General features: G+C 70.3%; 32 protein-coding genes and 2 pseudogenes. 22 read left to right on the forward strand and 12 right to left on the reverse strand.

Annotated features, from left to right (window positions below; genetic code table 11):
* Positions 1-209: 209 nt before the first annotated feature.
* The 9 genes from F0344_RS14875 to F0344_RS14915 all read left to right on the forward strand — a co-directional run bounded on the left by F0344_RS14875 (position 210) and on the right by F0344_RS14915 (position 8,090).
* Positions 210-1,697 carry an ATP-binding protein gene (locus F0344_RS14875; RefSeq protein ID WP_185299246.1) on the forward strand — a complete coding sequence of 496 codons (1,488 nt, stop codon included), beginning with the start codon at positions 210-212 and terminating at the stop codon, positions 1,695-1,697.
* Positions 1,694-2,140 (forward strand): roadblock/LC7 domain-containing protein, encoded by a 447-nt coding sequence (locus F0344_RS14880; RefSeq protein ID WP_185299247.1) that lies wholly within the window; start codon positions 1,694-1,696, stop codon positions 2,138-2,140. Before F0344_RS14875 ends, F0344_RS14880 begins: the two co-directional genes overlap by 4 nt.
* Positions 2,137-2,508 carry a DUF742 domain-containing protein gene (locus F0344_RS14885; protein WP_185299248.1) on the forward strand — a complete coding sequence of 124 codons (372 nt, stop codon included), beginning with the start codon at positions 2,137-2,139 and terminating at the stop codon, positions 2,506-2,508. Before F0344_RS14880 ends, F0344_RS14885 begins: the two co-directional genes overlap by 4 nt.
* Positions 2,489-3,133, forward strand: coding sequence for a GTP-binding protein (locus F0344_RS14890; protein WP_185299249.1), 645 nt, complete (start codon positions 2,489-2,491; stop codon positions 3,131-3,133). The genes F0344_RS14885 and F0344_RS14890 overlap by 20 nt, the downstream gene beginning before the upstream one ends.
* Positions 3,130-4,377: a cytochrome P450 gene (locus F0344_RS14895; protein WP_185299250.1), complete on the forward strand. Its 1,248-nt coding sequence runs from the start codon at positions 3,130-3,132 to the stop codon at positions 4,375-4,377. The genes F0344_RS14890 and F0344_RS14895 overlap by 4 nt, the downstream gene beginning before the upstream one ends.
* Positions 4,374-5,582 carry a cytochrome P450 family protein gene (locus F0344_RS14900; protein ID WP_185299251.1) on the forward strand — a complete coding sequence of 403 codons (1,209 nt, stop codon included), beginning with the start codon at positions 4,374-4,376 and terminating at the stop codon, positions 5,580-5,582. Before F0344_RS14895 ends, F0344_RS14900 begins: the two co-directional genes overlap by 4 nt.
* Before the next feature lie 87 nt (positions 5,583-5,669).
* The gene (gene serC, locus F0344_RS14905) at positions 5,670-6,788 is read left to right on the forward strand and encodes a phosphoserine transaminase (protein WP_185299252.1); all 1,119 of its coding nucleotides are present in this window, start codon (positions 5,670-5,672) and stop codon (positions 6,786-6,788) included.
* A gap of 152 nt (positions 6,789-6,940) precedes the next feature.
* The gene (locus F0344_RS14910; RefSeq protein ID WP_185299253.1) at positions 6,941-7,555 is read left to right on the forward strand and encodes a Uma2 family endonuclease; all 615 of its coding nucleotides are present in this window, start codon (positions 6,941-6,943) and stop codon (positions 7,553-7,555) included.
* Positions 7,556-7,592: 37 nt separating this feature from the next.
* Positions 7,593-8,090: a DinB family protein gene (locus F0344_RS14915; protein WP_185299254.1), complete on the forward strand. Its 498-nt coding sequence runs from the start codon at positions 7,593-7,595 to the stop codon at positions 8,088-8,090.
* A 3-nt stretch (positions 8,091-8,093) separates the two neighbouring features.
* Here the strand turns inward: F0344_RS14915 and F0344_RS14920 are convergent, their stop codons facing one another.
* The 3 genes from F0344_RS14920 to F0344_RS14930 are packed head-to-tail and all read right to left on the reverse strand — an operon-like array spanning position 8,094 to position 9,740.
* Positions 8,094-8,510, reverse strand: a complete 417-nt coding sequence (locus tag F0344_RS14920; protein WP_185302697.1) for a DUF4259 domain-containing protein — start codon at positions 8,508-8,510, stop codon at positions 8,094-8,096.
* 13 nt (positions 8,511-8,523) lie between these two features.
* Positions 8,524-9,216, reverse strand: coding sequence for a class I SAM-dependent DNA methyltransferase (locus tag F0344_RS14925; protein WP_185299255.1), 693 nt, complete (start codon positions 9,214-9,216; stop codon positions 8,524-8,526).
* A gap of 11 nt (positions 9,217-9,227) precedes the next feature.
* Positions 9,228-9,740, reverse strand: a complete 513-nt coding sequence (locus tag F0344_RS14930; RefSeq protein WP_185299256.1) for a GNAT family N-acetyltransferase — start codon at positions 9,738-9,740, stop codon at positions 9,228-9,230.
* A 26-nt stretch (positions 9,741-9,766) separates the two neighbouring features.
* Between F0344_RS14930 and F0344_RS14935 the strand changes: the two are divergent.
* Both F0344_RS14935 and F0344_RS14940 read left to right on the forward strand, forming a co-directional pair.
* A pseudogene (locus F0344_RS14935) lies at positions 9,767-9,910 on the forward strand (phosphatidate cytidylyltransferase); the annotation flags it as partial.
* A 107-nt stretch (positions 9,911-10,017) separates the two neighbouring features.
* A complete protein-coding gene (locus tag F0344_RS14940) occupies positions 10,018-10,419 on the forward strand; it encodes a PPOX class F420-dependent oxidoreductase (RefSeq protein ID WP_185299257.1) in 402 nt (133 codons plus the stop codon).
* 10 nt (positions 10,420-10,429) lie between these two features.
* On the opposite strand, the gene F0344_RS14945 is transcribed toward F0344_RS14940, so the two are convergent.
* Positions 10,430-11,431 carry a WD40 repeat domain-containing protein gene (locus F0344_RS14945; RefSeq protein WP_185299258.1) on the reverse strand — a complete coding sequence of 334 codons (1,002 nt, stop codon included), beginning with the start codon at positions 11,429-11,431 and terminating at the stop codon, positions 10,430-10,432.
* Positions 11,432-11,489: 58 nt separating this feature from the next.
* Here F0344_RS14945 and F0344_RS14950 point away from each other — a divergent pair, with 58 nt between their 5' ends.
* The gene (locus F0344_RS14950) at positions 11,490-12,173 is read left to right on the forward strand and encodes a GDSL-type esterase/lipase family protein (protein WP_185299259.1); all 684 of its coding nucleotides are present in this window, start codon (positions 11,490-11,492) and stop codon (positions 12,171-12,173) included.
* A 226-nt stretch (positions 12,174-12,399) separates the two neighbouring features.
* Here the strand turns inward: F0344_RS14950 and F0344_RS14955 are convergent, their stop codons facing one another.
* Both F0344_RS14955 and F0344_RS14960 read right to left on the reverse strand, forming a co-directional pair.
* Positions 12,400-13,032, reverse strand: coding sequence for a TetR/AcrR family transcriptional regulator (locus F0344_RS14955; RefSeq protein ID WP_185299260.1), 633 nt, complete (start codon positions 13,030-13,032; stop codon positions 12,400-12,402).
* A gap of 132 nt (positions 13,033-13,164) precedes the next feature.
* On the reverse strand, positions 13,165-14,148 hold the full coding sequence (locus tag F0344_RS14960) for a hypothetical protein (RefSeq protein ID WP_185299261.1): 984 nt from the start codon (positions 14,146-14,148) through the stop codon (positions 13,165-13,167).
* 189 nt (positions 14,149-14,337) lie between these two features.
* Between F0344_RS14960 and F0344_RS14965 the strand changes: the two genes are divergently transcribed.
* Together F0344_RS14965 and F0344_RS14970 are read left to right on the forward strand one after the other, a co-directional pair.
* Positions 14,338-14,616 carry a type II toxin-antitoxin system Phd/YefM family antitoxin gene (locus F0344_RS14965; protein WP_219732136.1) on the forward strand — a complete coding sequence of 93 codons (279 nt, stop codon included), beginning with the start codon at positions 14,338-14,340 and terminating at the stop codon, positions 14,614-14,616.
* A 4-nt stretch (positions 14,617-14,620) separates the two neighbouring features.
* Positions 14,621-14,881 (forward strand): type II toxin-antitoxin system RelE family toxin, encoded by a 261-nt coding sequence (locus tag F0344_RS14970; protein WP_185299263.1) that lies wholly within the window; start codon positions 14,621-14,623, stop codon positions 14,879-14,881.
* A gap of 40 nt (positions 14,882-14,921) precedes the next feature.
* Here the strand turns inward: F0344_RS14970 and F0344_RS14975 are convergent, their stop codons facing one another.
* On the reverse strand, positions 14,922-15,341 hold the full coding sequence (locus F0344_RS14975) for a hypothetical protein (RefSeq protein WP_185299264.1): 420 nt from the start codon (positions 15,339-15,341) through the stop codon (positions 14,922-14,924).
* 117 nt (positions 15,342-15,458) lie between these two features.
* Between F0344_RS14975 and F0344_RS14980 the strand changes: the two genes are divergently transcribed.
* Genes F0344_RS14980 through F0344_RS14990 form a run of 3 tightly spaced genes read left to right on the forward strand, consistent with a single transcriptional unit; the run spans position 15,459 to position 16,938 of the window.
* Positions 15,459-16,232: a helix-turn-helix domain-containing protein gene (locus F0344_RS14980; protein ID WP_185302698.1), complete on the forward strand. Its 774-nt coding sequence runs from the start codon at positions 15,459-15,461 to the stop codon at positions 16,230-16,232.
* A complete protein-coding gene (locus F0344_RS14985) occupies positions 16,229-16,477 on the forward strand; it encodes a DUF397 domain-containing protein (RefSeq protein WP_185299265.1) in 249 nt (82 codons plus the stop codon). The genes F0344_RS14980 and F0344_RS14985 overlap by 4 nt, the downstream gene beginning before the upstream one ends.
* Positions 16,478-16,506: 29 nt before the next feature.
* Positions 16,507-16,938 (forward strand): SSI family serine proteinase inhibitor, encoded by a 432-nt coding sequence (locus F0344_RS14990; RefSeq protein WP_185299266.1) that lies wholly within the window; start codon positions 16,507-16,509, stop codon positions 16,936-16,938.
* Positions 16,939-17,043: 105 nt separating this feature from the next.
* On the opposite strand, the gene F0344_RS14995 is transcribed toward F0344_RS14990, so the two are convergent.
* Positions 17,044-17,535, reverse strand: coding sequence for a cupin domain-containing protein (locus F0344_RS14995; RefSeq protein WP_185302699.1), 492 nt, complete (start codon positions 17,533-17,535; stop codon positions 17,044-17,046).
* 71 nt (positions 17,536-17,606) lie between these two features.
* Here F0344_RS14995 and F0344_RS15000 point away from each other — a divergent pair, with 71 nt between their 5' ends.
* Positions 17,607-18,377 (forward strand): SDR family oxidoreductase, encoded by a 771-nt coding sequence (locus F0344_RS15000; RefSeq protein WP_185299267.1) that lies wholly within the window; start codon positions 17,607-17,609, stop codon positions 18,375-18,377.
* Between the two features lie 265 nt (positions 18,378-18,642).
* On the opposite strand, the pseudogene F0344_RS15005 reads toward F0344_RS15000, so the two are convergent.
* Positions 18,643-18,732, reverse strand: a pseudogene (locus F0344_RS15005) (transposase); the annotation flags it as partial.
* Here F0344_RS15005 and F0344_RS15010 point away from each other — a divergent pair.
* The 3 genes from F0344_RS15010 to F0344_RS15020 all read left to right on the forward strand — a co-directional run bounded on the left by F0344_RS15010 (position 18,720) and on the right by F0344_RS15020 (position 20,991).
* A complete protein-coding gene (locus F0344_RS15010; RefSeq protein ID WP_185299268.1) occupies positions 18,720-18,875 on the forward strand; it encodes a hypothetical protein in 156 nt (51 codons plus the stop codon). The pseudogene F0344_RS15005 and the gene F0344_RS15010 overlap by 13 nt on opposite strands.
* A gap of 2 nt (positions 18,876-18,877) precedes the next feature.
* Positions 18,878-19,852, forward strand: coding sequence for a prolyl aminopeptidase (pip, locus tag F0344_RS15015; RefSeq protein ID WP_185299269.1), 975 nt, complete (start codon positions 18,878-18,880; stop codon positions 19,850-19,852).
* A gap of 143 nt (positions 19,853-19,995) precedes the next feature.
* The gene (locus tag F0344_RS15020) at positions 19,996-20,991 is read left to right on the forward strand and encodes an aldo/keto reductase (RefSeq protein ID WP_185299270.1); all 996 of its coding nucleotides are present in this window, start codon (positions 19,996-19,998) and stop codon (positions 20,989-20,991) included.
* A 155-nt stretch (positions 20,992-21,146) separates the two neighbouring features.
* Here F0344_RS15020 and thpR read toward each other — a convergent pair whose 3' ends face one another.
* The 3 genes from thpR to F0344_RS15035 all read right to left on the reverse strand — a co-directional run bounded on the left by thpR (position 21,147) and on the right by F0344_RS15035 (position 23,705).
* Positions 21,147-21,710 (reverse strand): RNA 2',3'-cyclic phosphodiesterase, encoded by a 564-nt coding sequence (gene thpR, locus F0344_RS15025; protein WP_185299271.1) that lies wholly within the window; start codon positions 21,708-21,710, stop codon positions 21,147-21,149.
* A 129-nt stretch (positions 21,711-21,839) separates the two neighbouring features.
* Positions 21,840-23,174 carry an MFS transporter gene (locus F0344_RS15030; RefSeq protein WP_185299272.1) on the reverse strand — a complete coding sequence of 445 codons (1,335 nt, stop codon included), beginning with the start codon at positions 23,172-23,174 and terminating at the stop codon, positions 21,840-21,842.
* A 90-nt stretch (positions 23,175-23,264) separates the two neighbouring features.
* On the reverse strand, positions 23,265-23,705 hold the full coding sequence (locus F0344_RS15035) for a MarR family winged helix-turn-helix transcriptional regulator (protein WP_185299273.1): 441 nt from the start codon (positions 23,703-23,705) through the stop codon (positions 23,265-23,267).
* Positions 23,706-23,926: 221 nt separating this feature from the next.
* Between F0344_RS15035 and F0344_RS15040 the strand changes: the two genes are divergently transcribed.
* Entirely contained in the window at positions 23,927-24,142 is a 216-nt protein-coding gene (locus F0344_RS15040; protein WP_185299274.1) for a hypothetical protein, read from the forward strand.
* The last annotated feature ends 10 nt before the right edge of the window (positions 24,143-24,152 follow it).

Consider the following 24,152-nt stretch of genomic DNA (forward strand, 5'->3'; position numbering starts at 1 on the left):
CGCAGAGCCTGCGCGACCCGGCTCCGGGGCGGCCCATGAAAGGGCCAATCAGAAATGACCACACGGAATCCCCAAACAAGTCGTCAATTCTCCTATAGTTGCCGAGACTTGATCAGGAATTATCAGCTCCAGTTATGATGTTTCATTCATTTTTGCAGTGAAGCATCCCGATTGTCCCGCTCCGTCCCGTCCGTCCTCAAGGACTCCGATTGCGCCCCATATTCCGGCCGACCGCACTCGCCCTGCTGGTCTCCGCAGCCGTAACCGGTTCCCTGTGTCTGTGGGCGGTCGTCGCCGCACCCGCTTCGGTGCGGACCCCACTGGCCTGGGGAGCGGGCTCGGCAGCCGTGCTGCTCTGCACCGCGGTGACCGTCGCCGTCCACTCCCTGCTCACCGCACGCGGTCTGCGCGCGATGCGGGCCGCCGATGCCCAGCGGTTCACCGCCGAGACCTCACGGCTCGTCTCCTCCTCCGCAGCGGAGGCTCAGCGCTTCACCGCCGAGACCGCCCGGATCAGGGCCGCCGCCGCCACCGAGACCGCCCGGGTCAACGCCCAGGCGGCCGCCGAGACGGCCTGGGTCACCTCCGAGGCCGCCGAGGAGTGCGACCGCCTCCGCGCCGAGGTGAAGCAGCTGACCGCCCGCGCGACCCGCAGCGAGACCGAGCGCTCGGCTGCCGTGGCCGCCTGCGCCAACGCCGCGGGCCGGATGCAGGCCCTGGCCACGAGCATGCTGGCCGACCTCCGCGAGATGGAGCACCGGCACACCGCCGAGGACGTGCTCGGTGATCTCCTGTACCTGGACCACCGCACCGCCCAGGCGGGCCGGCTGGCCGACTCCATCGCCGTACTGACCGGGGCGCGCTCCGGACGCCGCTGGGCGAAGCCGATCGTCATGGAGTCGATCCTGCGCGGCGCGATGGGCCGTATCGGCAGCTACCAGCGGGTACGTCTGCACTCGACCAGTGACGTGGCGATCGCCGGTCACGCCGCCGAGGGCATCATGCACGCGCTCGCCGAACTCCTCGACAACGCGGCGAACTTCTCGCCGCCCACCGCCGAGGTGCACGTGTACGTCGAGGAGGTACCGGCGGGCATCGTCATCACCGTCGAGGACAGCGGCCTCGTGATGAGCGATGTGCAACTGCGCCGGGCCGAGCGCGCCGTGTCGTCCGAGAACCGCGACCTCACCAACCTCTCCGGCACCCGCCTCGGTCTCGCCGTCGTCGGCCGGCTGGCCCGTAAGCACGGGCTCACCGTCTCCTTCCGGCCGTCCGCGCGCGGCGGCACGGGCGCACTGCTGATGCTGCCCCAGGAACTCATCTCCCGTACCGCCGTCCCCGTGGCGGCCCCCGAGTTCCCCGCACCCGTACCCCCGGCCCCACAGCCGGCGCCCGAACCCGTCCGGACCGCGGACGGGGACGGGGACGCGAACAAGGGTTCCGCTCAGGAAGAACCGGACGGCTCCGCGTCGGAGACGACCGGCTCGCTCCCCCAGTTCGGTGAGAGCGGCCTCCCCAAGCGCCGCCGCGGCCGCACCCTCGCCGCCGCCGAAGCCCGTAACGGCAACGTCACGTCCGACGACGCCGACACCTCACGGCCCCGTACCACCGACCCGAAGGTCCAGGCAGCCCGCTTCAGCACCTTCAGCAAGGCGGTACGAGCCAACTCCCCGCACCTGGAAGGCAACACCCGATGACCGCGACCACCGACGAGAAGCTCAACTGGCTGCTGGAGGGGCTGCTCGACCGCACGCCCGGCGCCCGGCACGCCCTCGTCCTGTCCCGGGACGGCCTGAAGCTGTGCCGCACCCCGGAGCTCTCCGTCGATCAGGCCGACCAGCTGGCCGCGATCTCCGCCGGCATCCAGAGCCTGTCGCACGGCGCGTCCATCGAGTTCGGTGACGGCACCGGCGGCGTACGGTCCGCGATGGCCGAGTTCTACGGCGGGGTGCTCTTCATCGTCGAGGCGGGCGCCGGCGCGCACCTCGCGGTCGTCGCCTCGGAGGACTCCGACGTCGGTCTCGTCGGCCACAACATGAGCGAGCTCGTCGAGCAGCTCGGCGAGCACCTCGTCGCCCCGCCGCGTACTCCCGCGGAAGCGGCGGCGCACGCGGCGGCCGCCGAAACCGCGGACGTATGACGACGGCGCCCCGTCGACGCCCGGGCCGCGACGACGACCCGGACCGGCTGTACACCCTCACCGGTGGCCGCAGCCGGTCCGATTCGGCCGCCTTCGACCTGGTGACGCTCATCGTCTCCGAATGCGAGTCGTCCCCCGGCATGCAGTCGGAGCACGTCGCGATCCTGCGGATGTGCGAGCGGCCCCACGCGCTCGTCGAGATCGCCGCGACCCTGAACCTGCCCGTCAGCATCGTGCGCATCATGCTGTGCGACCTGCTCGACACCGGCCGGATCAGCGCCCGCCACCCCCGTACTGCCCGTGTCGCGGACCGGCTCCCCGACCCCGACATCCTGGAACAGGTGCTCGTTGGACTCCGCAACCTCTGACCGTGACGCCCTGCAGGCGACGGCCGACAACGGACTGAAGATCGTCGTTGTCGGCGGCTTCGGTGTCGGCAAGACCACCATGGTCCGTTCCGTGAGCGAGATCCGTCCGCTCAACACGGAAGAGACCATGACCCGTGCGGGCGAGGCGGTCGACCACCTGGACGGCGTGCAGTCCAAGACGTCCACCACGGTCGCCTTCGACTTCGGCCGGATCACGCTCGACGCACGCTCGGTCCTCTATCTCTTCGGCGCGCCCGGACAGGAGCGCTTCTGGTTCCTGTGGGACCGGCTGTTCTCCGGCACCCTCGGCGCCGTGGTCCTCGCCGACACCCGGCGCCTCTCCGACTCCTGGTACGCGATCGACCGGCTGGAGCACCACGGGACGCCGTTCATCGTCGCGTGCAACGACTTCGGCGGCCCGCTCCACAGCGAGCAGCAGATACGGGAGGCCCTCGACCTCTCACCCGACGTACCGCTCGTCGAGTGCGACGCCCGCGACCGGTCGTCCAGCAAATACGTGCTGATCACCCTGGTCGAGCACCTCCAGCAGCTGGCTGCCGCCCGCGTCCCGGAAGCGGCCCTGACGGCGGCCCCGGCCGCCATGACTCCGGAGCCCACCCCGTGACCCAGTGCCCCGTGTCCCACGGCTCCGCGCCCCTGCCCGTACCGCTGTCGGGCCCGCGGTTCCAGACCGACCCCGTCCAGCTGTACCGGGACATGCGCCGTGACCACGGCGCCGTCGCCCCGGTCGTCCTCGACGGGAACGTACCGGCCTGGCTGATCCTCGGCTACCGCGAGCTGCACCAGGTCACCAGCGACCCGGTGCTGTTCAGCCGGGACTCCGAGCTGTGGAACCAGTGGGACCGCATCCCGGTCGACTGGCCGCTGCTCCCGATGATCGGCCGCAGGCAGCCGTCGATCCTCTACACCGTCGGCGAACGTCACAGCCGGCGCGCGGCGATGATCAGCGAGGCCCTGGAGGGCGTGGACCCCTTCGCGCTCAAGCGGTACGCGGAGGAGTTCGCCGACGCCCTCATCGACCGGTTCTGCTCGACCGGCCGTACGGAGATCATCGCCGAGTACGCGATGCTGCTCCCGGCCCTCGTCCTGGCGAAGATCTACGGCTTCTCCGACGAGACCGGAGAGGCGCTCGTCGGCTCGATCAACGACATGATCGACGGCCGCGAGCGGGCACTCGCCGGGCAGACGCATCTCGCCTCGTCCATGGTGCAGTTGCTGGCCGACAAACACGCCGAGCCCGGTGACGACGTGGTGACGCGGATGCTCGCCAACACGGACGGCTTCTCGGACGAGGAGATCGCCCAGGACCTGATGGTCATGATGGCGGCGGGCCACCAGCCGACCGCCGACTGGATGGGCAACTCGCTGCGGCTGATGCTGACCGACGACCGGTTCGCCGCCTCGCTCTCGGGCGGCCGGCACAGCATCGGCGAGGCGATGAACGAAGTGCTGTGGGAGGACACCCCCTCCCAGAACGTCGCGGGCCGCTGGGCCGCCCGCGAGACCCGCCTCGGCGGGCGCCACATCAAGGCCGGTGACCTGTTGCTCCTCGGTATCGCCGCGGCCAACGGCGACCCGCAGGTGCGCACGGACGGCGCGGCGCTCACCGGTGGCAACAACGCGTTCCTCTCGTTCGGTCACGGCGAGCACCGCTGCCCGTTCCCTGCGCAGGAGACCGCCGAGGTCATCGCGCGCACCGGCATCGAGGTCCTGCTCGACCGCCTGCCGGACGTCGACCTCGCGGTGGCGCAGGAGCAGCTGACGCGGCGCCCGTCCCCGTGGCTGCGCGGTCTCACGGACCTGCCGGTCCGCTTCACTCCCACGCCCGCCCTCGGAGGCCAGCAATGACCCGGATCGCCCTCGACCCCTTCGTCACCGACCTCGACGCGGAGAGCGCCGCGCTGCGAGCGGCCGGACCGCTGGCCGAGGTCGAGCTGCCGGGCGGGGTGCACTGCTACGCCGTCACCCACCACGCGGCGGCGCGCGCGCTGCTCACCGACAGCCGCGTCGTGAAGGACATCAACGTGTGGGGCGCCTGGCAGCGCGGCGAGATACCCATGGACTGGCCGCTGATCGGTCTGGTCAACCCGGGCCGCTCCATGCTGACGGTCGACGGCGCCGACCACCGCAGGCTGCGGACGCTGGTCGCGCAGGCGCTGACGGTGAAGCGGGTCGAGCGGCTGCGGGCGGGCATCGAGGCGCTGACGAACGCGAGCCTGGACCGCCTCGCGGCGCTCCCCAAGGGCGAGACCGTCGATCTGAAGGCGGAGTTCGCCTACCCGCTGCCGATGAACGTGATCAGCGAGCTGATGGGCGTGGACGCGGCCGACCACCCCCGTCTCAAGGAACTGTTCGAGATGTTCTTCTCGACGCAGACCCCGCCGGAGAAGGTCCCGCAGATGATGGCGGACCTCGGCGCCCTCTTCACGAAGATCGTGGACGGGAAGCGGGCGAACCCGGGCGACGACCTGACCAGCGCCCTGATCGCGGCGTCGGAGGACGGCGACCAGCTCTCCGACGAGGAGATCGTCAACACGCTCCAGCTGATCGTCGCGGCCGGTCACGAGACGACGATCAGTCTGATCGTCAACGTCGTGGAAGCGCTCCAGACCCATCCGGAGCAGCGCGAGCGGGTGCTGAACGGCGAGGTCGCGTGGGAGAACGTGATCGAGGAGACGCTGCGCTGGAACACGCCCACCTCGCACGTCCTGATCCGCTTCGCGACCGAGGACGTCAAGGTCGGCGAGAAGGTCCTCCCGAAGGGTGAGGCGCTGATCATCTCGTTCGGCGCGCTCGGCCGCGACGAGGAGCAGTACGGGCCGACGGCGGGCGAGTTCGACATCACCCGCTCCCCCAACCGTCACATCGCCTTCGGCCACGGCCCGCACGTCTGCCCGGGTGCGGCCCTGTCGCGCCTGGAAGCGGGAGTGGCGCTGCCGGCTCTCTACGAGCGCTTCCCCGAGCTGGACCTCGCGGTGCCGGCCTCCGAACTCCGTAACAAGCCGATCGTCACCCAGAACGACCTGTTCGAACTCCCGGTCGACCTGGGCTGACCCGATTGCCGTCCACGAGCTGGAGTGTGCGTCTCATCCGACGGACAGGGGCCTCCGCCCTCCCCGGGACCGACTACGCTCCGGCTCGTGGCCGACATCCAGATCCCCGCTGACATCAAGCCCGCCGACGGACGCTTCGGCGCCGGTCCTTCCAAGGTGCGGACGGAGGCGCTCGACGCGCTGGCCGCCACCGGCACCTCCCTCCTCGGTACGTCTCACCGCCAGGCTCCCGTGAAGAACCTGGTCGGCGAGGTACGTGACGGTGTGCGCAGCCTCTTCTCCCTCCCCGAGGGATACGAGGTCGTCCTCGGCAACGGCGGTTCCACCGCCTTCTGGGACATCGCGACGCACGGTCTGATCGAGTCGAAGTCCCAGCACCTGAACTTCGGCGAGTTCTCGTCCAAGTTCGCGAAGGCCGCCAAGCTCGCCCCGTGGCTGTCCGACCCGACCGTCATCGCCTCCGACCCGGGCACGCACCCGGACCCCGAGGCCGAGACGGGCGTGGACGTCTACGCCTTCACCCACAACGAGACCTCGACGGGTGTCGCGGCCCCGATCAAGCGGGTCGCGGGCGCCGACGAAGGCTCCCTGGTCCTGGTGGACGCCACCTCGGGCGCGGGCGGCCTGCCGGTCGACATCTCCGAGACGGACGTCTACTACTTCGCCCCGCAGAAGTCCTTCGCCTCCGACGGCGGCCTGTGGATCGCGGCGTTCTCCCCGGCCGCCCTGGACCGCGCGGCGCGCATCCACGCGTCGGGCCGCCACATCCCGGAGTTCTTCTCACTCCCGACGGCGATCGACAACTCGCTGAAGAACCAGACGTACAACACCCCGGCCCTGGCGACGCTGTTCCTCCTGAACGAGCAGCTGAAGTGGATGAACACCCAGGGTGGCCTGGACTTCACCACCGGCCGCACCGCCCAGTCGGCGCGGAACCTGTACGGCTGGGCGGAGGAGTCGAAGCACGCGACCCCGTTCGTCACGGACCCGGCGAAGCGCTCGCAGGTCATCGGCACGATCGACTTCTCGGACGAGATCGACGCCTCGGCGGTCGCGAAGGTGCTGCGCGCCAACGGAATCGTCGACACGGAGCCGTACCGCAAGCTGGGCCGCAACCAGCTGCGCGTGGCGATGTTCCCGGCGATCGACCCGTCTGACGTCCAGGCACTGACGGCCTGCATCGACTACGTGATCGAAAAGCTGTAGCGATCACGAGAGACGGAGAGACGGCCCTGTGCGCTTCGGCGAGCAGGGCCGTTTCTGCTTCACTCGACCGGGTGGCCCATCGCGTGCAGGACATCCGTCTGCGCCTCGTCCTACGATGATGCTCTCGACACCAGCCATCCAGGAGGCCCGCAATGTCTGCAGCAGCAGTCGAGCACCCCTGTGACGGTGAGCCGGAATCCCTGCTCGAAAGTGCCCATCGGCTCTCGGAGCAGCTTCCCCCGGGTTACCGCGTCGAGATCATCGGAGGCGTCATCACCGTGGCCCCACCCCCGGACGGCCCCCACGCCCGCGCACTCACCAAGTTGATGCGCCCCTTCATCGCGGCTGGGCTCGACGACGGCGAATCAGCTGTTCTCCAGGGAATCGGCTTGTGGCTGCCTGGCGGGCCCGAGGACTACGCCATCCCCGACCTCGCCGTCGTCGACGCGGATTTCGACGAGCACCGGGCCGAGAACTCCGCCTACGATCCCGCGGTCTTCCGCCTGGTCCTGGAGGTCACCTCCAGCAACTACCAGAACGACCTGCGCCACAAGGTCGCCGCCTACGCCTACGCCAAGATCCCGGTATACGTGATCCTCGACCGCCGCCACGGCCGCGTCCATGTACTGACGGACCCCGTCGGCGGCGCCTACGACCGGCACGAGGTGTACGCGCCGGGGCAGGCGGCCGTCCTTCCCGCCGCCATCGGTGCCGAAGTCACTTTGGACGTAGCCGAATTGGTCAAGGCCGGCCGACCACGCCCGTAATCCTTCGTTGTCAGTGGCCGCTGCTAGCTTCCCCCGCATGACGAAACCCGTGCCGTACACCGCAGGCGGCGAGAAGGAATCGCTGCACGCCAGCCTGAACAACCACCGCGAAGTGATGCTGTGGAAGCTGGAAGGGCTGGACGACGAGCAGGTGCGCCGCCCGATGACTCCCACCGGCACCAGCCTCCTGGGCCTGGTCAAGCACCTCGCCGCCGTCGAGTACGGCTGGTTCTGCTCGACGTTCGGCCGGGACACGGAGAAGCTGTGGTTCGACCCGTACAAGGACGACATGGTGGTCGCACCGGACGAGACGACCGAGCAGATCCTCGCCTTCTACGGCCGGGCCCGCGCCGCCGCGGATCTGGCGATCGAGGAGACCGGTCTCGACGAGACGGGCACCTCGTGGGACGGGAAGACCGTGTCGATGCGCTGGGTCCTCATCCACATGCTGGAGGACGTCGTACGCCACGTCGGGCACATGGACATCGTCCGTGAACTGATCGACGGCGCGACCGGCACCCACCGCACCGGCTGAGCGTCACCCCGCCGCCCTCGCCAGCACCTCCCGGAGCCGGGCGATCCCTGCCGCCCACAGCTCGCTCGCCCCGGCCTCGGCCCACAGCTCAGGCAGCTCGGACCGCGCCCCCGCCACCCGGTCCAGGGCGCTCACCGCCAGGGCACGCAGCTCCGGCGCGAGCGGAGGCAGCGGTTCGTCCGGCCCGTACGCCGTCGTCACCGGCTCCCCGCCCGGACACTGGGCGGCGATCAGCGCCGCGGCTGCCACCGCCACCGCGCCCTCGTCGGAGTCGAGGTACTCGGCGGGCCCCGTGCCCGTCACGGCCGTCAGCGCGTCCCTGAGCAGGGCCTCCCGCTTGTCGGACGGGGCGTCGTCCAGGTGGCCGCCGAAGTCGGCCGCGGTGTCGTTGTCGAAATGGCCGATGTCCCAGGTGCCCATGACGGTCTTCCCCTCAGTTGGTGCACCCATCCTCGCGCGCACCACTGACAATCGGCTTCCGAGCCAGCAGGAACGCCTGCGGGGTCTTCTCCGGGAAGGCGCTCCCGGTGTCCGCCTCACGCACCGTCCGGGCCGTCATCGTCAGCCCGGCCTCGGTCAACAGCCCTGCCATCCGGTCCGGTCGGCGCCGACGGAAGTCGAGCTCGATGGCGCTCCCCCACGCGTCCGTCAGGTGCAGCACCTCGTCACCCGCCTGGAACCCCAGCAGAAGGTGGCCTCCCGGAGCCAGTACGCGGTAGAACTCCTCAAAGACGCGCGGCAGTTGCTCGTCCGGCACATGGATCGTGGAGTACCAGGCCAGCAGCCCGCCCAGGCCGCCGTCCGGCAGGTCGAGGTTGAGCATCGACCCCTCGTCGAAGCGCACCCCGGGAAGATTCCGCCGGGCCACCGCCAGCATCCCGGGCGACAGGTCGATCCCGAACGCGTCCATTCCGAGCCCTCGCAGACGGCCCGTCACCCGTCCTGTACCGCAGCCGACATCGGCCACGGGCCCACCGCCGCCCTCCCGCACGAGTTCGGCGAACGCGGCGAGGATCGCCCGGTCCAGCGGCTTGGCGGCCAGCTCTTCCCGGAAGCGCTCGTCGTATCCGACGGCCATGGTGTCGTACGAGGTCCGGGTGGCGTTCAGGAAGTCGGCTTCGGTCATGGTGCCGCACCCTAGAGGCCGGGCACCTCCACACGCCACCGCACCTCGCCGTCCTCCCGCTCCTCGGTCGGCGAGAGCCCGGCGGCCGAGGCCACGGCACCGGACGCCGCGTGGCCGGGGTGGATGTGCGCGACGACCGTACGGACGTGCCCGCCTCCCACCAGGTGGGTGACCAGGCCCTTCGCCGCCTCTTTGGCGTACCCCCGGCCCTGCCACCCGGTTCCCACGACCCAGGCCACTTCCGCCCGGGGACCGCGCACGGTCGCCTGCACGTAACCCACCAGGTGGCCTTCCCCGCGCACCCGGAGCACCCAGTTCCACCAGAGTTCGGCGGGATCGGGCGACCCCGCGCTCTGACGTTCGTACCGTGCGCGCAGGGCGTCCTCGTCCTCCGGGGTGCCCCCGGTGTACGCGTGCAGGGCCGGGTCGAGGAGGACCGCTGCCATTTCCCGGGCGTATCCGGCCTCCAGGGGCAGCGCGTCGAGGCGCGCGGTGGAGAAGGGCTGGGGCCCGTTGATCACCATGGGGCCGAAGCATAGTGACCGGCCGGGCCGCGCTCGTACCGCTCGGGGCGACCGCGCTCGCGTTGTTCGTGGCGGTCTCGGTCGCCGACATCGCGGCGTACTTCGCCGGTCGAGGGCTGGGGGGCCCGCGGCTCTCGCCCCTGTCACCGGCCAAGCGGTGGAGCGGATCGACTCGCTGCTCATCGCGCTGGCCGTCCTGCTGGTCCTGCGCTGAACCCCGTCGCCGAACGGCGGGCCAGCGAGTGACGCGGCGGCCGGTCCGTGCGGCAATGGACGTATGGATACGGTTCCGGAGCTCCGCCCCTTCGTCAAGCAGTACACCGTCCTGCTCAGCAGCCGCCGGCCGGACGGATCGGCCGCGCACACCCCCGTGAGCATCGCCGTCGAAGGCGATCACGCCTACGTCCGTACGTTCTCCTCGGCGTGGAAGGTCGACCGGATGCGCAACCATCCGGTGGTCGACATCGCGCCCTGCACCGTGCGGGGCGCGCCGACAGGGCCGCCGATCAGGGCCTGGGCGCGTCTTCTGCCGCCCGGCTCGAAGGAGAACACCCACGCCGCCAGGACGCTGTCCCGCAAGTATCCGGCCCTGCACGGCGTACTCGTCCCGCTGACGCACCGGATCAAGCGTGACCGGACGCTGCACTACGAGCTGCGCCCCGTCACCGACGAGGACTGAACCGGCCCGGTCAGTCGGCCGCCCGTCGCCGCCGTTTCAGCACCAGTGCGCCGACGGCCGCCGCCGCGACGATCACCGCGCCGAGCGCGGCGCTGCCCCCCTGGCCTTCGCCCTCGTCGCCGCTCGCGCCCGTGTCCGCCCCGGCCCCGTCCCGCGCCTTCCCGGACGGCGACGTACCGCCCTCAGCGCCGTCACCGCTTTCCACGTCCACCCGCTCCACACCGCTGCCCGCCCCCTCCGAGCCGAACATGACCGCCGATCCGTCGGCCGTGTACGTCACCGACTCGGACTGGCCCTGGAACGGTGCGTCCACGCGGTAGTCGTCGCCGAGCCTGCCGTCCTCGAAGGCGTACCCGCGCGCGCTGAAGTAGGAGCGCAGCACCAGCCGCGTACCGTCCGGCGAGAACGCCCCGTCCGTCACCCACGGCACCTCGCCGACCCGCCGGAACACGTTGTTCCCGCCCGTGGAGAGCCGTGCGGGACCCTCGTACAGTCCGCCGCCGTCCTCGTTCTTCGAGGCGATGTAGACCCGCCCCGTCTTCGGGTGCACCATCATCGCCTCGGCGTTGCGCGCCCCGTCCGCGTAGGTCACGTCGAACTGGGTCGCCCGCACCGTGGCGTCCCGCAGCTGTTTCGGTTCGGGGAAGCGGTAGATCCAGACGTGATCCCAGGACCCGTCGAGGTTGTCGCCGATGTCCCCGACGTACAGGTTCCCGTCCGGCCCGATCGACACCGCTTCCACGTCGCGGGGCTCCCCCACCCCCCGCATGGTGACGGTCGCGACGGTCTTGCCGGTCCGGGAGTCGACGGCGTACAGGTAGGGACCGTCCTCGCTGTCGTTGTGCGTCCAGTAGACGCCGGGATGGAGCCGGCTCGCGGCGAGGCCACTGGACTCGGTGATCCTCGGGTCCTCGATCGTGAAGCTCTGGTCGGCTCCGTCGGCCACGGCCGGAGCCGCCCCCGTCAGCACGAGCAGGAGGGCGGCCCCGGAAGCAGTCAGATACGCACGCATGGCACAAGTGTCCATCGTCACGTCGCAGGCCGGAGCGTTGATCGGCAATGATTGCGCCATGCGTTTTCTCTTCGTCGGCGACTCCATGACCATCGGGAGCTCCGGCGACTTCACCTGGCGCTACCGGATGTGGCAGCACCTGGAAGCGACCATGCCCGGCGCGTACGAGATAGTCGGCCCGCGCACGGAGCTGTACGACACCGGGGCGCACGCCCCCGTCTCGTACGCGTACGGCGACCTCGCCTTCCCCGTCGCCGCACGTCGGCACCTGGCCGGCTGGGGTGAGGGCTGGCTCCACATGGCCCCGGCGATCGCGCACACGGTGACCGCGACCCGCGCCGACGTCCTGCTCGTCTCACTGGGCCTGATAGACCTCGGCTTCTACACCGACAGTGAACAGACCGCCGCGAACGCAAGGGCCTTCGTCGCGGCGGCCCGCACCGCCAACCCGCACATCAAGGCCGTGCTCCTGCCCGTCATACCGAACGTCCGCGCGGAGTCCGACGCCCCCTTCGCCGCCGAGTGCGACCACTTCAACGTGCTCCTCGCCAAGGCGGTCGCCGACCTCGACGAACCGGCGTCCCCCGTGCTGCTGGCCTCGCGCCCGACGGCGTACGACATCCACGAGGACACGTACGACGGCACCCATCCCGGCCCCACCGGCGAACACAAACTGGCCGCCGCCTTCGCGGACGCGATGCACCAGGCGTGGGGCGTCGGCGGGCCGTACGCGGCCGGGTAACAGGCCCCCCGGAGCCGCACAATTCGCCTCCGGCCCTCCCCGCGGCCGACGGCGCGAGGTTCGAGGGCCCGGTGCAGGGCAGCGGCACGCCACACAACACGTGCAACCGGCAGGTCGGCGGGGGCAGATGGGCGCCCCCGCCGAATCCCGTGCGAACGCGGCGTCCCCGCCGGACGAGCCGCACGAGCCGAACGAGCCCGACGGGGACGCCCGCTGGGCCCCCGCCCTACTCCGCCGTCAGCAGCGTCAGCGCCAGGTACGTCAGTTCCCCCGACACGTCCTCCGGCCTCGCCCGGCGGGGGCGGCGGCTGTGGTGGGCCATGAGTTCCAGGATCGTGTTGACCATCACGATCACGTCGGCTCTGTGGTCCGTGTTCACCGCCTCGCCCCGGCCCACCGCCCGCTCCGTGGCGGCCGCGTAGAACTCGACCCAGGTCTCCCGCCAGCGTCGGCAGTGCTCGTCCACGGCCCGACTGACCCCCAGCACCTCGACGAACGCCACGCGCGCCTCGCGCGGATCCCGCGTCACGGCGGCCACGTAAGCGTCGAAGAGCCGCCGCACCCGGGCCTGTGGCGTGCACTCGTCGATGTCCTCGGCGAGCTGGACGTTCTCCGCCGCGCGCATCCCGTTCGTCGACACCCGGTTGTGCAGCGCGATCAGCAGCCCTTCGAGGGAGTCGTACTCCTGCCGGAACACCTCCTCCGGAACCCCCGCCTGCTCGCACAAGGCGTCCACCGACGTATCGGCGAACCCGTACACCCCGAACAACTCCAATCCCGCTTCGAGCAATTGTTCACGAACGGCCGCACGAAGCCGGTCCCCCGACGCTCCGGTTCGCCATGCCACCTCGGTATCCATCACCGGTCCTCCTCAGGATCACGCGCGCAGCGAACGGCTGCACCACCCCGTCATGGGAGCCCCACATTGTCCTCGCCCCACGGCCGGGGCGGCGGCTACGCCACACCCATGAACCGCCCGCACCTGTGACCGTCAGAGCTTGGGCTCGCGGGCGCGCATCGCTGCCAGTTCAGCGAAGCGCTCGCGCCAAGGGAGCGGTTCGGGCAGGGTCGCCGCCTCCGCCTTCCAGGCCGCCCAGACCTCCCGCAACTCCTCGCGCCCGCACGGCCCGCAGTGAGTCGCACCGCCCACGGACCGGAACACGTGCTCCTCACCCGGCCCGGCACACACCACGAACTGCGGCGCGGGCTCCGGGCGACGAGGCTCCGGGGAGCGGGGCTCGGGCAGGACGACTTCCCCTGGCAGCTTGTGTACGAGCCGGTGACGCAGGAACCCGACCGCCGACCGCACCCCGCCCTCGGGCAGCCCACTGGTCAGCGCCCTGCGCAGGTCATCCGCGCCGACACCCCGCCGCAGCCACTCGGCGGCAGACTCCGCAAGCCCTCTGGCCTCACGCACCCCGAGGTGCAGCTCGCGCCGCTCATGCCGCAGCGACAGCAACACACGCTCGGCCTCGACGACTTCGGGAGCCGCCTCCGCTTCGGGAACCTCCTCCGCTTCGGGAGGTGGGTGGGGTGTGTTCTTCTCAAGTTCTTCGTCTACCGGTAGTGAGCCACCGACCGTCCGATCCCTCGGACGGCCGACCGTCGGAGACTGCACACTCGGCGGGACCTGGCCGTCGACCGTGGCCCCCACCCGCAGCCGGGCGGCCTGGTCGTCGGTCAGTGGCACATTGGAGAAGAGCTGCACGGTGACCCAGCGCCCGCCCCCGACGGTCTCCCGCCGCTCATGCACGAACCCGTGCATGACCAGCTCGGCCTTGGCCCGCTGATACGCCCGCCCGGTGATCCCGAGCTTGCGCGCGTGCTCGCTGAGCGGCCGGTCGTTCTTCTCGTCGGGGAGCCCCTGCACGTACAGGAGGAGGATCTTCGCGTCACTGCGCAGACGCGGATGCCGCACGACATCGTGCGAAGCCTTCGTGAAGCGCCGAGAGGGCGCGATAGCATGCCAAAGCATCCTGGTGGAGTCGCTTCCACTGGTGGGTGAAGGTCCCCGGAGAGGTGTTGGTAGCACCGCCGGGGACCGCCCTATGCGCGGATGCGCACAGAGCGTAGTGATGCGATCACGGTACCGCACACTGCGGGCACCCCGGCGCCGATTCTGCGACTCCCGAAGTAGCAGATGTACATCTGCTACGTTTCTTACATGAGTGAACCCGTGGTCGAGTCCATGGCAGAGGTCCGCCGTCACCTCGCAGACGTGATCGACCGCGCGAGGCGCGACGACACTCCCACGATCATCACTCGCCGAGGCAAGAGCGAGGTGGTCGTGGTCGACATCGACGAGTACCGACGCCTCTGCGAGGCTGCCGAGCGGCTCGAAGACGAGTGGCTCAACCGCATGGCCGACGAGGCCGAGTCCGAGGGAACCGAGGAGTCCGTCTCCCTGGAAGAAATGGCCGCACTCCTGCGGTCTGCTCACTGATCCCGTGGGGTACGTCACGCAGTTCACCGCACACGCCCAGCGGGACCTTCTGAAAATCCCGCTTCAGGACGCCCGGCGCCTTCTCGTCCGCTTCGCCGAACTCCAGAAGGCCATGGACTCCGGGGATCTCGCCGCCTTCGACATCAAGCCCCTCCAGGGACACCACGCGCGCTGGCGGCTCAGGGTCGGCGACTACCACGCCGTGTACACCGTCGAAGACGGCCGGCTGATCATCTGGGTGATGGGCGGGCACCGGAGCGCGTGAGTTGCGGAATCTCCGTAGCGTGCACCGCTCCATCCGCTCCTCACTTGCTCTGGGCCAGGACCCCCAGCGTCAGTTCGTGCAGCAGCGCCGGGTCTACGAACGGCACCTCCGCCGTAGGCCGGGAACGCCAGTCCAGCGGCCAGGTCGCCCCGTACAACGCGGGCACCCCGACGAACGCCGCGCCCCGCCGGTCCCTGGCCAGCGCCTCCGTGCCCGGAGGCCAGCGGTAGGCCGCCACGGTCTGCGGCGGCAGCAGGAAGAATATGCTGCGCGCGCCGATCCCGGAGCGGACGATCGGTCCGGCCTGGAAGTCGGTGAACTGCATGATCTCGTACGCGATTTGCTCGCCGAGCAGCCCGATCGCCCGTACCGCGTCGAAGTGGATTCCCGCGTGGCGCAGGGCGTGCCCGGAGGCGGGCACCCAGGCCGGTACCGGATCAAGTGAACTTCGCTGTTCCATGCGCACAGCGTTGCGGCAAACACTTACCGTGACCAGGGCCACGAAGAGTCTGTGCACTGCCGTGCACGTGAGGAGGGAGCTGTGCACTCCACCGGCCAGGGAAGCAACAGCGCCGAGATGTTCGGCGCCTTGCTCCGGTTCTTCCGCGAACAGACAGGACTTTCCCAGGAGGCGCTGGGCCTGAAGCTCGGCTTCTCCAAGTCGCAGGTGGCGATGGTAGAGCGGGGGCAGCGGCCCCCCAGGGGGAACTTCATCGCGCTGGCGGATGAGGTGCTCGGTGCACAAGGTGCACTGATCGCAGCGGGCGGGAAACTCACCTACAGTCACTTGGCGTCCTGGTTCGGCCCGTTCGCGGAGGAGGAGGTCACCGCATCCGCCCGGCACGAGTACGAGACCCATGTGGTGCCTGGTCTGCTTCAGACGGAGACCTACGCCCGTACCGTCCTCAGTGGCGGCTATCCGCCCGTCGACGATGAGGTGATCGAGGGCAGGGTCCAGGCTCGGCTGGCTCGCCAGAGTTTGCTGACCCGCAAGAACCCGGCAGCCATCAGCTTCGTACTGGAACTGAGCGCCCTTGCCCGGCCGATCGGGGGGCGCCGGACACACAAGGAACAGCTACGCCGCATCCTGGACGTCGCCCAGTTGAGGCACGTGCAGGTGCAGGTGATGCCGCAGGGCAGGGAAAACCACTCAGGGCTCAGCGGTTCGTTCGTCCTGCTGGAATCCAAGGAGCGACGGCAACTCGCTTACCTCGAAGTGCAGGACCACAGTTTTTTGGTCAGCGAGCAGCCCGCTCTAGGCAATCTTTTCGGCAAGTATGGCACTCTGCGGGCACAGGCCTTGAGCCCCGAAGAGTCCACCGAGCAAATCGAAAAGATGGCAGCTGAATGACCACAGATCTCTACTGGTTCAAGAGCAGCTACAGCGGCGAGAACAGCGGCAACTGCATCGAGGTGGCCCTCGCCTGGTCCAAGTCGAGCTACAGCGGCAACCAGGGCGGCGACTGCGTCGAGGTTGCCGCCTGCCCCCACACCGTCCACGTCCGCGACTCCAAGGACCTCGCCGTCCCCTCCCTCGCACTCTCCCCCGACGCCTGGGCGTCCTTCGTCGGATTCGCGGCCGTCGCGACGGAGTGACGTGTTCACGGCCAAGTCGTTAGCCGACCATGAACAAGACCACCGCCGCTGTCGCGGCCGTTCTCCTCGGCATCGGCCTGGCCGGTACGTCCCACGCCGCCGCCCCCTTCCCCGCCTCCACGTCCGCACCCTCCTCCGGCACACAGTTCGCCGTCGAGGAGTTCGACATGACTCTCTCCGTCACCGGGTCCGGGAGGACCTGGGCACGCGCCGTCGTGCTCACCTGCCCCGCCGCCGATACCGACCGTCACTCCGACTCCGCGGCGGCCTGCGCCGAGCTGGTCGAGGCGGGCGGGGAACTCGACGCGCTGCCCGGCGATTCCCACGGGTGCACGAGGGAGTTCGACCCGGTCACCGCATGGGCTGACGGCACCTACCGGGGCCGCCCCGTGCACTGGAGCAAGACCTACCCCAACGCCTGCGCGCTGGACTCCGCGACCGGGACCGTCTTCCGCTTCTGACGGCAGACAGAAGACACCGGACGGCGGACGGCGGACGGCGGACGGCGGACGGCGGACGGCGGACAGCGGACAGCGGACAGCGGACAGCGCAACGGGGCCCGCTCCTCAGCGCCCCGCCAACCGCTCCCCGCACTCGGCGCAGAACTTCGGCGCCGTTCCCTCCGCCACCCGGCCGCACCCCGGGCAGACCCGGTCCAGCAGACAGGGAGCCTCCCCGCCCTCGGTCGTGACCGGAGCCGGAGCCGCGATCGACATACCCGGCCGGCGCCGGTGCACCGTCAGGTACGACAACCCCTCCGGCCCCGCCGCCAGGGCACGGCGGGACGTACGCGGCAGCCAGGTCACCGCACTCGGGGTGAGGTCGAGGGCGGCGTCCGGTCCCGTCGTCAGACGGCCTGAGCCCGCGAGGACGACCAGGAGGACGTCCAGGGTGTTCTCCTGGTGCTCGCCCACCTCCGCACCGGCCGGAAGGTGCACCAAATTGGCGTCCAACTCGCGCCCCTGCTCGGACAGTCGCCACAGGGAGCCTCGGTCGCCCGGGGTGAGGGAGGCGAGTACGTCGTCGAGTACGGCCAGTACGTGCGGGGTCGCGTTCACGGCGTCCAGGCTACGCCGGGTCACCGGAAAGAGGTTGCCGTGCCCCGGACCCTCCCGGATGATCGCTTGCCGTGGACACCACCGAACATCCTCGCCCTGTCGCTCTGATCACCGGCGTGGGCCGCACCGTCGGCATCGGGGCCGGGATCGCCCGGCGGCTGGCCGCCTCGGGCTGGGACGTCGCCTTCACCTACTGGACGCCGTACGACAAGCGCATGACGTGGGGCGCCGAGGAGGGCGCCCCGGAAGCCGTATCCGCCGCACTCGGCGCCTCCGGGGCACGGTCCACCTCCATCGAGGCGGACCTCTCGGACCCCGACGCCCCGTCCAGGATCTTCGACGAGGCGGAACGCCGCCTCGGCCCCGTCACGGCTCTCGTGCTCTGTCACGCCGAATCCGTCGACTCCGGGCTGCTGGACACCACCGTCGAGAGCTTCGACCGGCACTTCGCGGTCAACGCCCGCGCCACCTGGCTGCTGATCCGCGAGTACGGGCTCCGCTTCCGTGCCGCCGCCGGGACCGGCCGTATCGTCGCCCTCACCAGTGACCACACCGTCGGCAATCTTCCCTACGGGGCGAGCAAGGGCGCACTGGACCGGATCACTCAGGCCGCCGCACACGAGCTCGCCCATCTGGGGGTCACCGCGAACGTCATCAACCCCGGCCCGGTGGACACCGGATGGATGTCGGAGGAGATCGGGGATGCCTGCCGCGCCGCGACACCGCTCGGCCGCCTGGGCACCCCTCAGGACACCGCCCACCTGGTGGCGTTCCTGTGCTCCCCACAAGGGCAGTGGATCAACGGTCAGTTGCTGAAGAGCAACGGCGGCTCCGCCTCCTGACGCGGAGATCCTGGCGGCCAGGCGGAATCCACCGCGGAGCCACGCGGAGCCACGCGGAACCACGAGGAACCCAGCCGGACTCCGCTGAACTCCGTGGAACGACACGGCCGTTCGGGTCGTTGCCGAATCGCAAGTCGTCGTGACGTCCCTCGGTTTGGGTGAGCGTCTACCTTTGCCCTTGGCCAGTGCTCCGCCCCGGGGGTGAAGGCCATCCTCGCCCCGGAGCCGCGCGGCGGCGGACTTCCCTGCGGCTCCAGGGCGAGGATCAGGCGGGTCGCTGCTGCTGTTCGATGTACTGCTTGACGACGGTCAACGGTGCGCCGCCGCAGGACCCGGCGAAGTATGAGCCGGACCAGAAGTGGCGAGGTGTGCGCCTCGCTGAGGGACATCCTGGGCAGCGAGGTCTGGGAGAACCTCTACAGGAAGAACCTCTCCCCGCTCACCGGCCGCGAGAACCCGCCCGGCCTGCCGGACCTGACCGAATGCAAGGGCCACTGATCATGAAGCACCGGAAGCACGAGAAGTACCCGCCCGTCGAGCCGTACGACCACGGAATGCTCGACGTCGGCGACGGCAACCTCGTGTACTGGGAGGTCTGCGGCAACCCCGCGGGGAAGCCCGCTCTCGTCGTCCACGGCGGCCCGGGTTCGGGGTGCGGCACCCGGGCCCGGCAGCTCTTCGACCCGGAGCGCTACCGGGTCGTCCTCTTCGACCAGCGCAACTGCGGGCGTTCCACCCCGCACGCGAGCGACCCGGGCGCCGACATGCGGCACAACACCACCGGCCGGCTGATCGCCGACATGGAGCGCCTGCGCACCCGCCTCGGGATCGACAGGTGGCTGCTGTACGGGGGTTCCTGGGGCTCCACGCTGATCCTGGCGTACGCCGAGCAGTACCCGGAGCGCGTCTCGGAGATCGTGATCCCGGCGGTGACCACGACCCGGCGCAGCGAGATCGACTGGCTGTACCGGGGTGTGGGTGCGATCTTCCCGGAGGGCTGGGACCTGTTCCGGGCGGGCGTACCGGAGGCGGAGGGCCCCGGCGACCTCGTCGCCGCGTACGCCCGCCGGATGGAGAGCCCCGACCCTGCCGTACGGGCACGGGCGACGGCGGACTGGTGCGCCTGGGAGGACGCGGTGCTCTCCCAGGAGACGTACGTGGGCCCCTCCCCGTACAGCGGGCGCCCGGACCGGGCGCAGGAGGCGTTCGTGCGGATCTGTGCCCACTACTTCGCCCACGCCGCCTGGCTGGAGGAGGGACAGCTGATCCGCGACGCGGGCCGGCTGGCCGGCATCCCCGGTGTCCTGATCCACGGCCGCTTCGATCTGGGCGGCCCGCTGGTCACGGCCTGGGAGCTGTCCAGGGCCTGGCCGGACGCCGAGCTGACGGTCATCGACGACGCGGGCCACCTGGGCGGTCCCGCGACCACCCGGGCGGTGCTGTCGGCGCTGGACCGCTTCGCGGCGCGCGGCTGAGCGCTGAGCTCGGCGCGGCCCTTCACGGTGTCCGTCATGGCGCGGTGTCCCGTCCACCGTTCCTGGTGCCGATGCCGGCAAGGACCGGGGCGGAGGACCGCCCCCTTGCTTCGAGCGCGCTCGAAGGCGTTGGCTTGGGCGTCATGAAGTACACGCAGCTCGGACGCACGGGACTCAAGGTCAGCCGACTCGTCCTCGGGACGATGAACTTCGGACCGCAGACCAACGAGTCCGACAGCCACGCGATCATGGACTCCGCCCTGGAGGCGGGAGTCAATTTCTTCGACACCGCGAACGTCTACGGGTGGGGCGAGAACAAGGGGCGCACCGAGGAGATCCTCGGCACCTGGTTCGCCGAGGGCGGTGACCGTCGCGACAAGGTCGTCCTCGCCACCAAGGTGTACGGCAACATGGCCGCCGACGGTGATGCCTGGCCGAACCACGACAAGCTCTCCGCGCTCAACATCCGCCGGTCCGTCGAGGCGAGCCTCAAGCGGCTCCAGACGGACCACATCGACCTGTACCAGTTCCACCACATCGACCGGCAGACCCCGGTCGAGGAGATCTGGCAGGCCATCGACGTACTGATCCAGCAGGGCAAGATCCTCTACGCGGGCTCGTCCAACTTCCCCGGGTGGGGCATCGCCCAGGCGAACGAGACGGCCAGGAGGCTCGGTTCGTACGGTCTGGTCAGCGAGCAGTGCATCTACAACCTGATGCAGCGCGACGCCGAGATGGAGGTCATTCCGGCCTCGCAGGCGTACGGCCTCGGTGTCATCCCGTGGTCGCCGCTGCACGGCGGACTGCTCGGCGGGGCGCTCCGCAAGGAGCGCGAGGGCGGCGGTGCCCGGTCCACCTCGGGCCGTTCCGGCGAGGCGCTGGCCGACCCGAAGGTGCGGGCACAGATCCAGGCGTACGAGGACCTGCTCGACAAGCACGGTCTGGAGCCCGGCGAGGTGGGTCTGGCCTGGCTGCTGACCCGGCCGGGGGTCACCGGGCCGATCACCGGTCCGCGCACGCAGGAGCAGCTCGACTCGGCTCTGCGCGCGATCGAGCTGGAGCTTCCGGACGAGGTGCTGACGTCGCTGGAAGAGATCTTCCCGGGCCCGGGGCCGTCCCCGGAGAACTTCGCCTGGTAGTCGGTTCAGCCGGCGCGGCCGGCAGCCGGTGCGGCCGTCGTCGTCATGCTCCGACGGCGGCCGCCACGGCGACGACGACGAACATGAGCACGAGCACGGCGGCCATGATGCGGTTTCTGGTCTTGGGGTCCACCCATCGAGCGTAACCGCACCGCTCAGCGGCCCAGTGGCCAGGCCCGTACGACCTCGTAGCGCGGCTGCTCCCCCGGCACCCCGTCCACGGGGAGCCGGCTCCGTACGAGGCTCAGCTCGCCGGCCTCCCAGTGCAGGCCCTCGAAGCCGCCGAGCGCGGCGGTGTACGGGGTCAGGTCGACCGGGACCCGGCTGCGGGCGAGCGTCAGGTGCGCGGTGTAGCGGCGGTGCTCCTCCATGGGCACCCCGGACCTGCGGGCGGCGGCGTCGGCGCGTTCGGCGAGCAGCCGCAGGGTGTCGAGCCCGCCCGCGGCCCCGGCCCAGAGCGCCCGCCCGTCGAACCGTCCGGCCCCGTGGACGCGCAGCGGGAAGGGGTCGGTGCGGTGGGCGGCGCGCTCCATCCGCCGCTCCAGCTCGGGCAGCAGTTCCTCGTCCACCTCGCCGAGGAAGGCGAGCGTGTAGTGCCAGCTCTCCCGGGCGGTCCAGCGGAGGTCGACGGCGCCGGGGAGGGCCCGGACGGGGGCGACGGCCCGGTACAGCTCCTCGACGGCCTCGGCGGGCGGCAGGACGGCGGCGAACAGTCTCATGCGCGGAGTCTGGCAGGAAGCCGCGGCGGGTCACGTCTCCGCTCACGCGAAAACCGCCCCCTCCCACGGTGGTGCGTGCGGGAGGGGGCGGTTTCACGTGGCCGGGACGCCGTGGCCGGGACGCCGCGATCAGGCCGCCGTAGCGAGCTGCCTGCGCGGGACGAACCGCACGTGCGGGTGGCCAGGGCGCAGGTCCACCTTCAGGCGCAGGCCGCCGACGCGGGCCAGGGCGAAGCCCACACCCAGGGCGGCGAGCAGCGAGAACGCGCCGCCGGCCGCCATGCCGGTACGCACGCCGTAGGCGTCGCTGATCCAGCCGACGATCGGGGCGCCCACCGGCGTACCCCCGGCGAACACCATCATGTAGAGGCTCATCACCCGGCCGCGCATCTCCGGGTCGGCGGCCATCTGGACGCTCGTGTTCGCGGTGATGTTCGTCGTCAGGCCGAGCATTCCGATCGGGACGAGCAGCAGCGAGAACATCCAGACGGACGGCGACATCGACGCGGTGATCAGCAGGAGGCCGAACGCGCTGCCCGCGACGACCAGCATCCGCAGCCGTGTGGAGCGGCGGCGCGCGGCGAGGAGGGCTCCGGCGAGGGAGCCGAGCGCCATCAGGATGTTGAAGAACGAGTACATCCCGGCGCCGCCGTGGAAGATCTCGTCCGCGAAGGCCGTCAGCCAGATCGGGAAGTTGAAGCCGAACGTGCCGACGAAGCCGACCAGGACGATCGGCCAGATCAGCTCCGGGCGGCCCGAGACGTAGCGCAGGCCCTCCCGCAGCTGGCCCTTGGCGCGGGGCACCGTCACGGAGGCGTGCATCTCGCTCGCCCGCATCATCAGCAGGCAGACGAGCGGGGCGATGAAGGAGAGTCCGTTGAACATGAAGGCCCAGCCGCTGCCGACCGTCGTGATCAGGACACCCGCGACAGCGGGGCCGATCAGCCGGGCGGACTGGAAGTTCGCGGAGTTCAGGCTGACCGCGTTGCGCAGCTGCGAGGGGCCGACCATCTCGGAGACGAACGACTGGCGGGCCGGGTTGTCGACCACGGTGACCATGCCGAGCAGGAAGGCGATCAGGTAGACGTGCCAGACCTCGACGGCCCCGGAGAGGGTGAGGACGGCCAGGGCGATACCGCACAGGCCGAGCATGGCCTGGCTGACGAGCAGGATCTGCTTCTTCGGGAGGCGGTCGGCGAGGACGCCGCCGTACAGCCCGAAGAGGAGCATCGGGAGGAACTGCAGCGCCGTCGTGATACCGACGGCGGTGGCGGACCCGGTGAGGCTCAGGACGAGCCAGTCCTGCGTGATGCGGGACATCCAGGTACCGGTGTTGGAGATCGCGGCGCCCGTGGCGAACAGGCGGTAGTTACGGATCTTCAGCGACGAGAAGGTCCCGCCGGTCTTGCTCTCGTGGGTGGAAGTCGGTGCGGGGGCGGAGTCTGCTCCGGATCCCGTACTCAAAAGGGTTCGCCTCCTCGGGCTTGTACGGCGTTCGTTCTGACGCGGACGTGACAGCGGGCGCTCCGGCGGTGATCCGGTGGCGCCCGTGGGTCACAGGTGTGCGAGCTTCTCCAGCACGGGCGCGGCGGCCCGCAGCTTCGCCCACTCGTCCTCGTCCAGGCCCTCGACGAGGTGGGTGAGCCAGACGTTCCGCTTGGCGCGGCTCTCTTCGAGCATGGCTTCCGCCTGCTCGGTCTGGCTGACCCTCTTCTGCCGACGGTCGTCGGGGTGCGGTTCCAGCCGGACCAGTCCCTTGGCCTCCAGCAGCGCGACGATCCGGGTCATCGACGGAGGCTGTACGTGCTCCTTGCGGGCCAGCTCACCGGGGGTGGCGGAACCGCAGCGGGCGAGGGTGCCGAGCACCGACATTTCGGTGGGGCTCAGCGACTCGTCGACGCGTTGGTGCTTCAGACGTCGGCTCAGCAGCATCACGGCGGAGCGGAGGGAACTCACGGCGGCGGCACTGTCGCCGTCGTGGATCAGGTCAGGCATGTTCGTTAGCTTAACTCATTACCTACGCTAAAGACCACCGGGTTGCGCACGGGCGCCCCCGGCCCGTTCGCCGGCCGGCCTCGGGCCGGCCTCGGGCCCGCCCCGAGCCGCCCCCGCGCCCGCCCTTTGGCCGTACGCAAACAAGAAACGACCACCCGAACGAGTGAGTCGAATTCGGAAAGCGACATGCGCGGCACCTCGGGAACGCAACCCTGCTTCCCATGGGATCGACAGTGCTCAGCCTGCGGATGGACGGTGAGCTGCTCGACCGGCTCCGACAGCACGCCGCCAGACGGGGAATGAGCGTCCAGGACTACGTGGTCCAGACGCTCGTCCGCGACGATTTCGACGAACGCTTCGAGGCGGCCGTCGACGAGACGGAGAAGTTCTACGGGGCGGACCCCTGCCACGCGGACCCGGCAGACCGGGTCACGTAGCGGAGATCCG

Source organism: Streptomyces finlayi (assembly GCF_014216315.1).
GTDB lineage: Bacteria > Actinomycetota > Actinomycetes > Streptomycetales > Streptomycetaceae > Streptomyces > Streptomyces finlayi_A.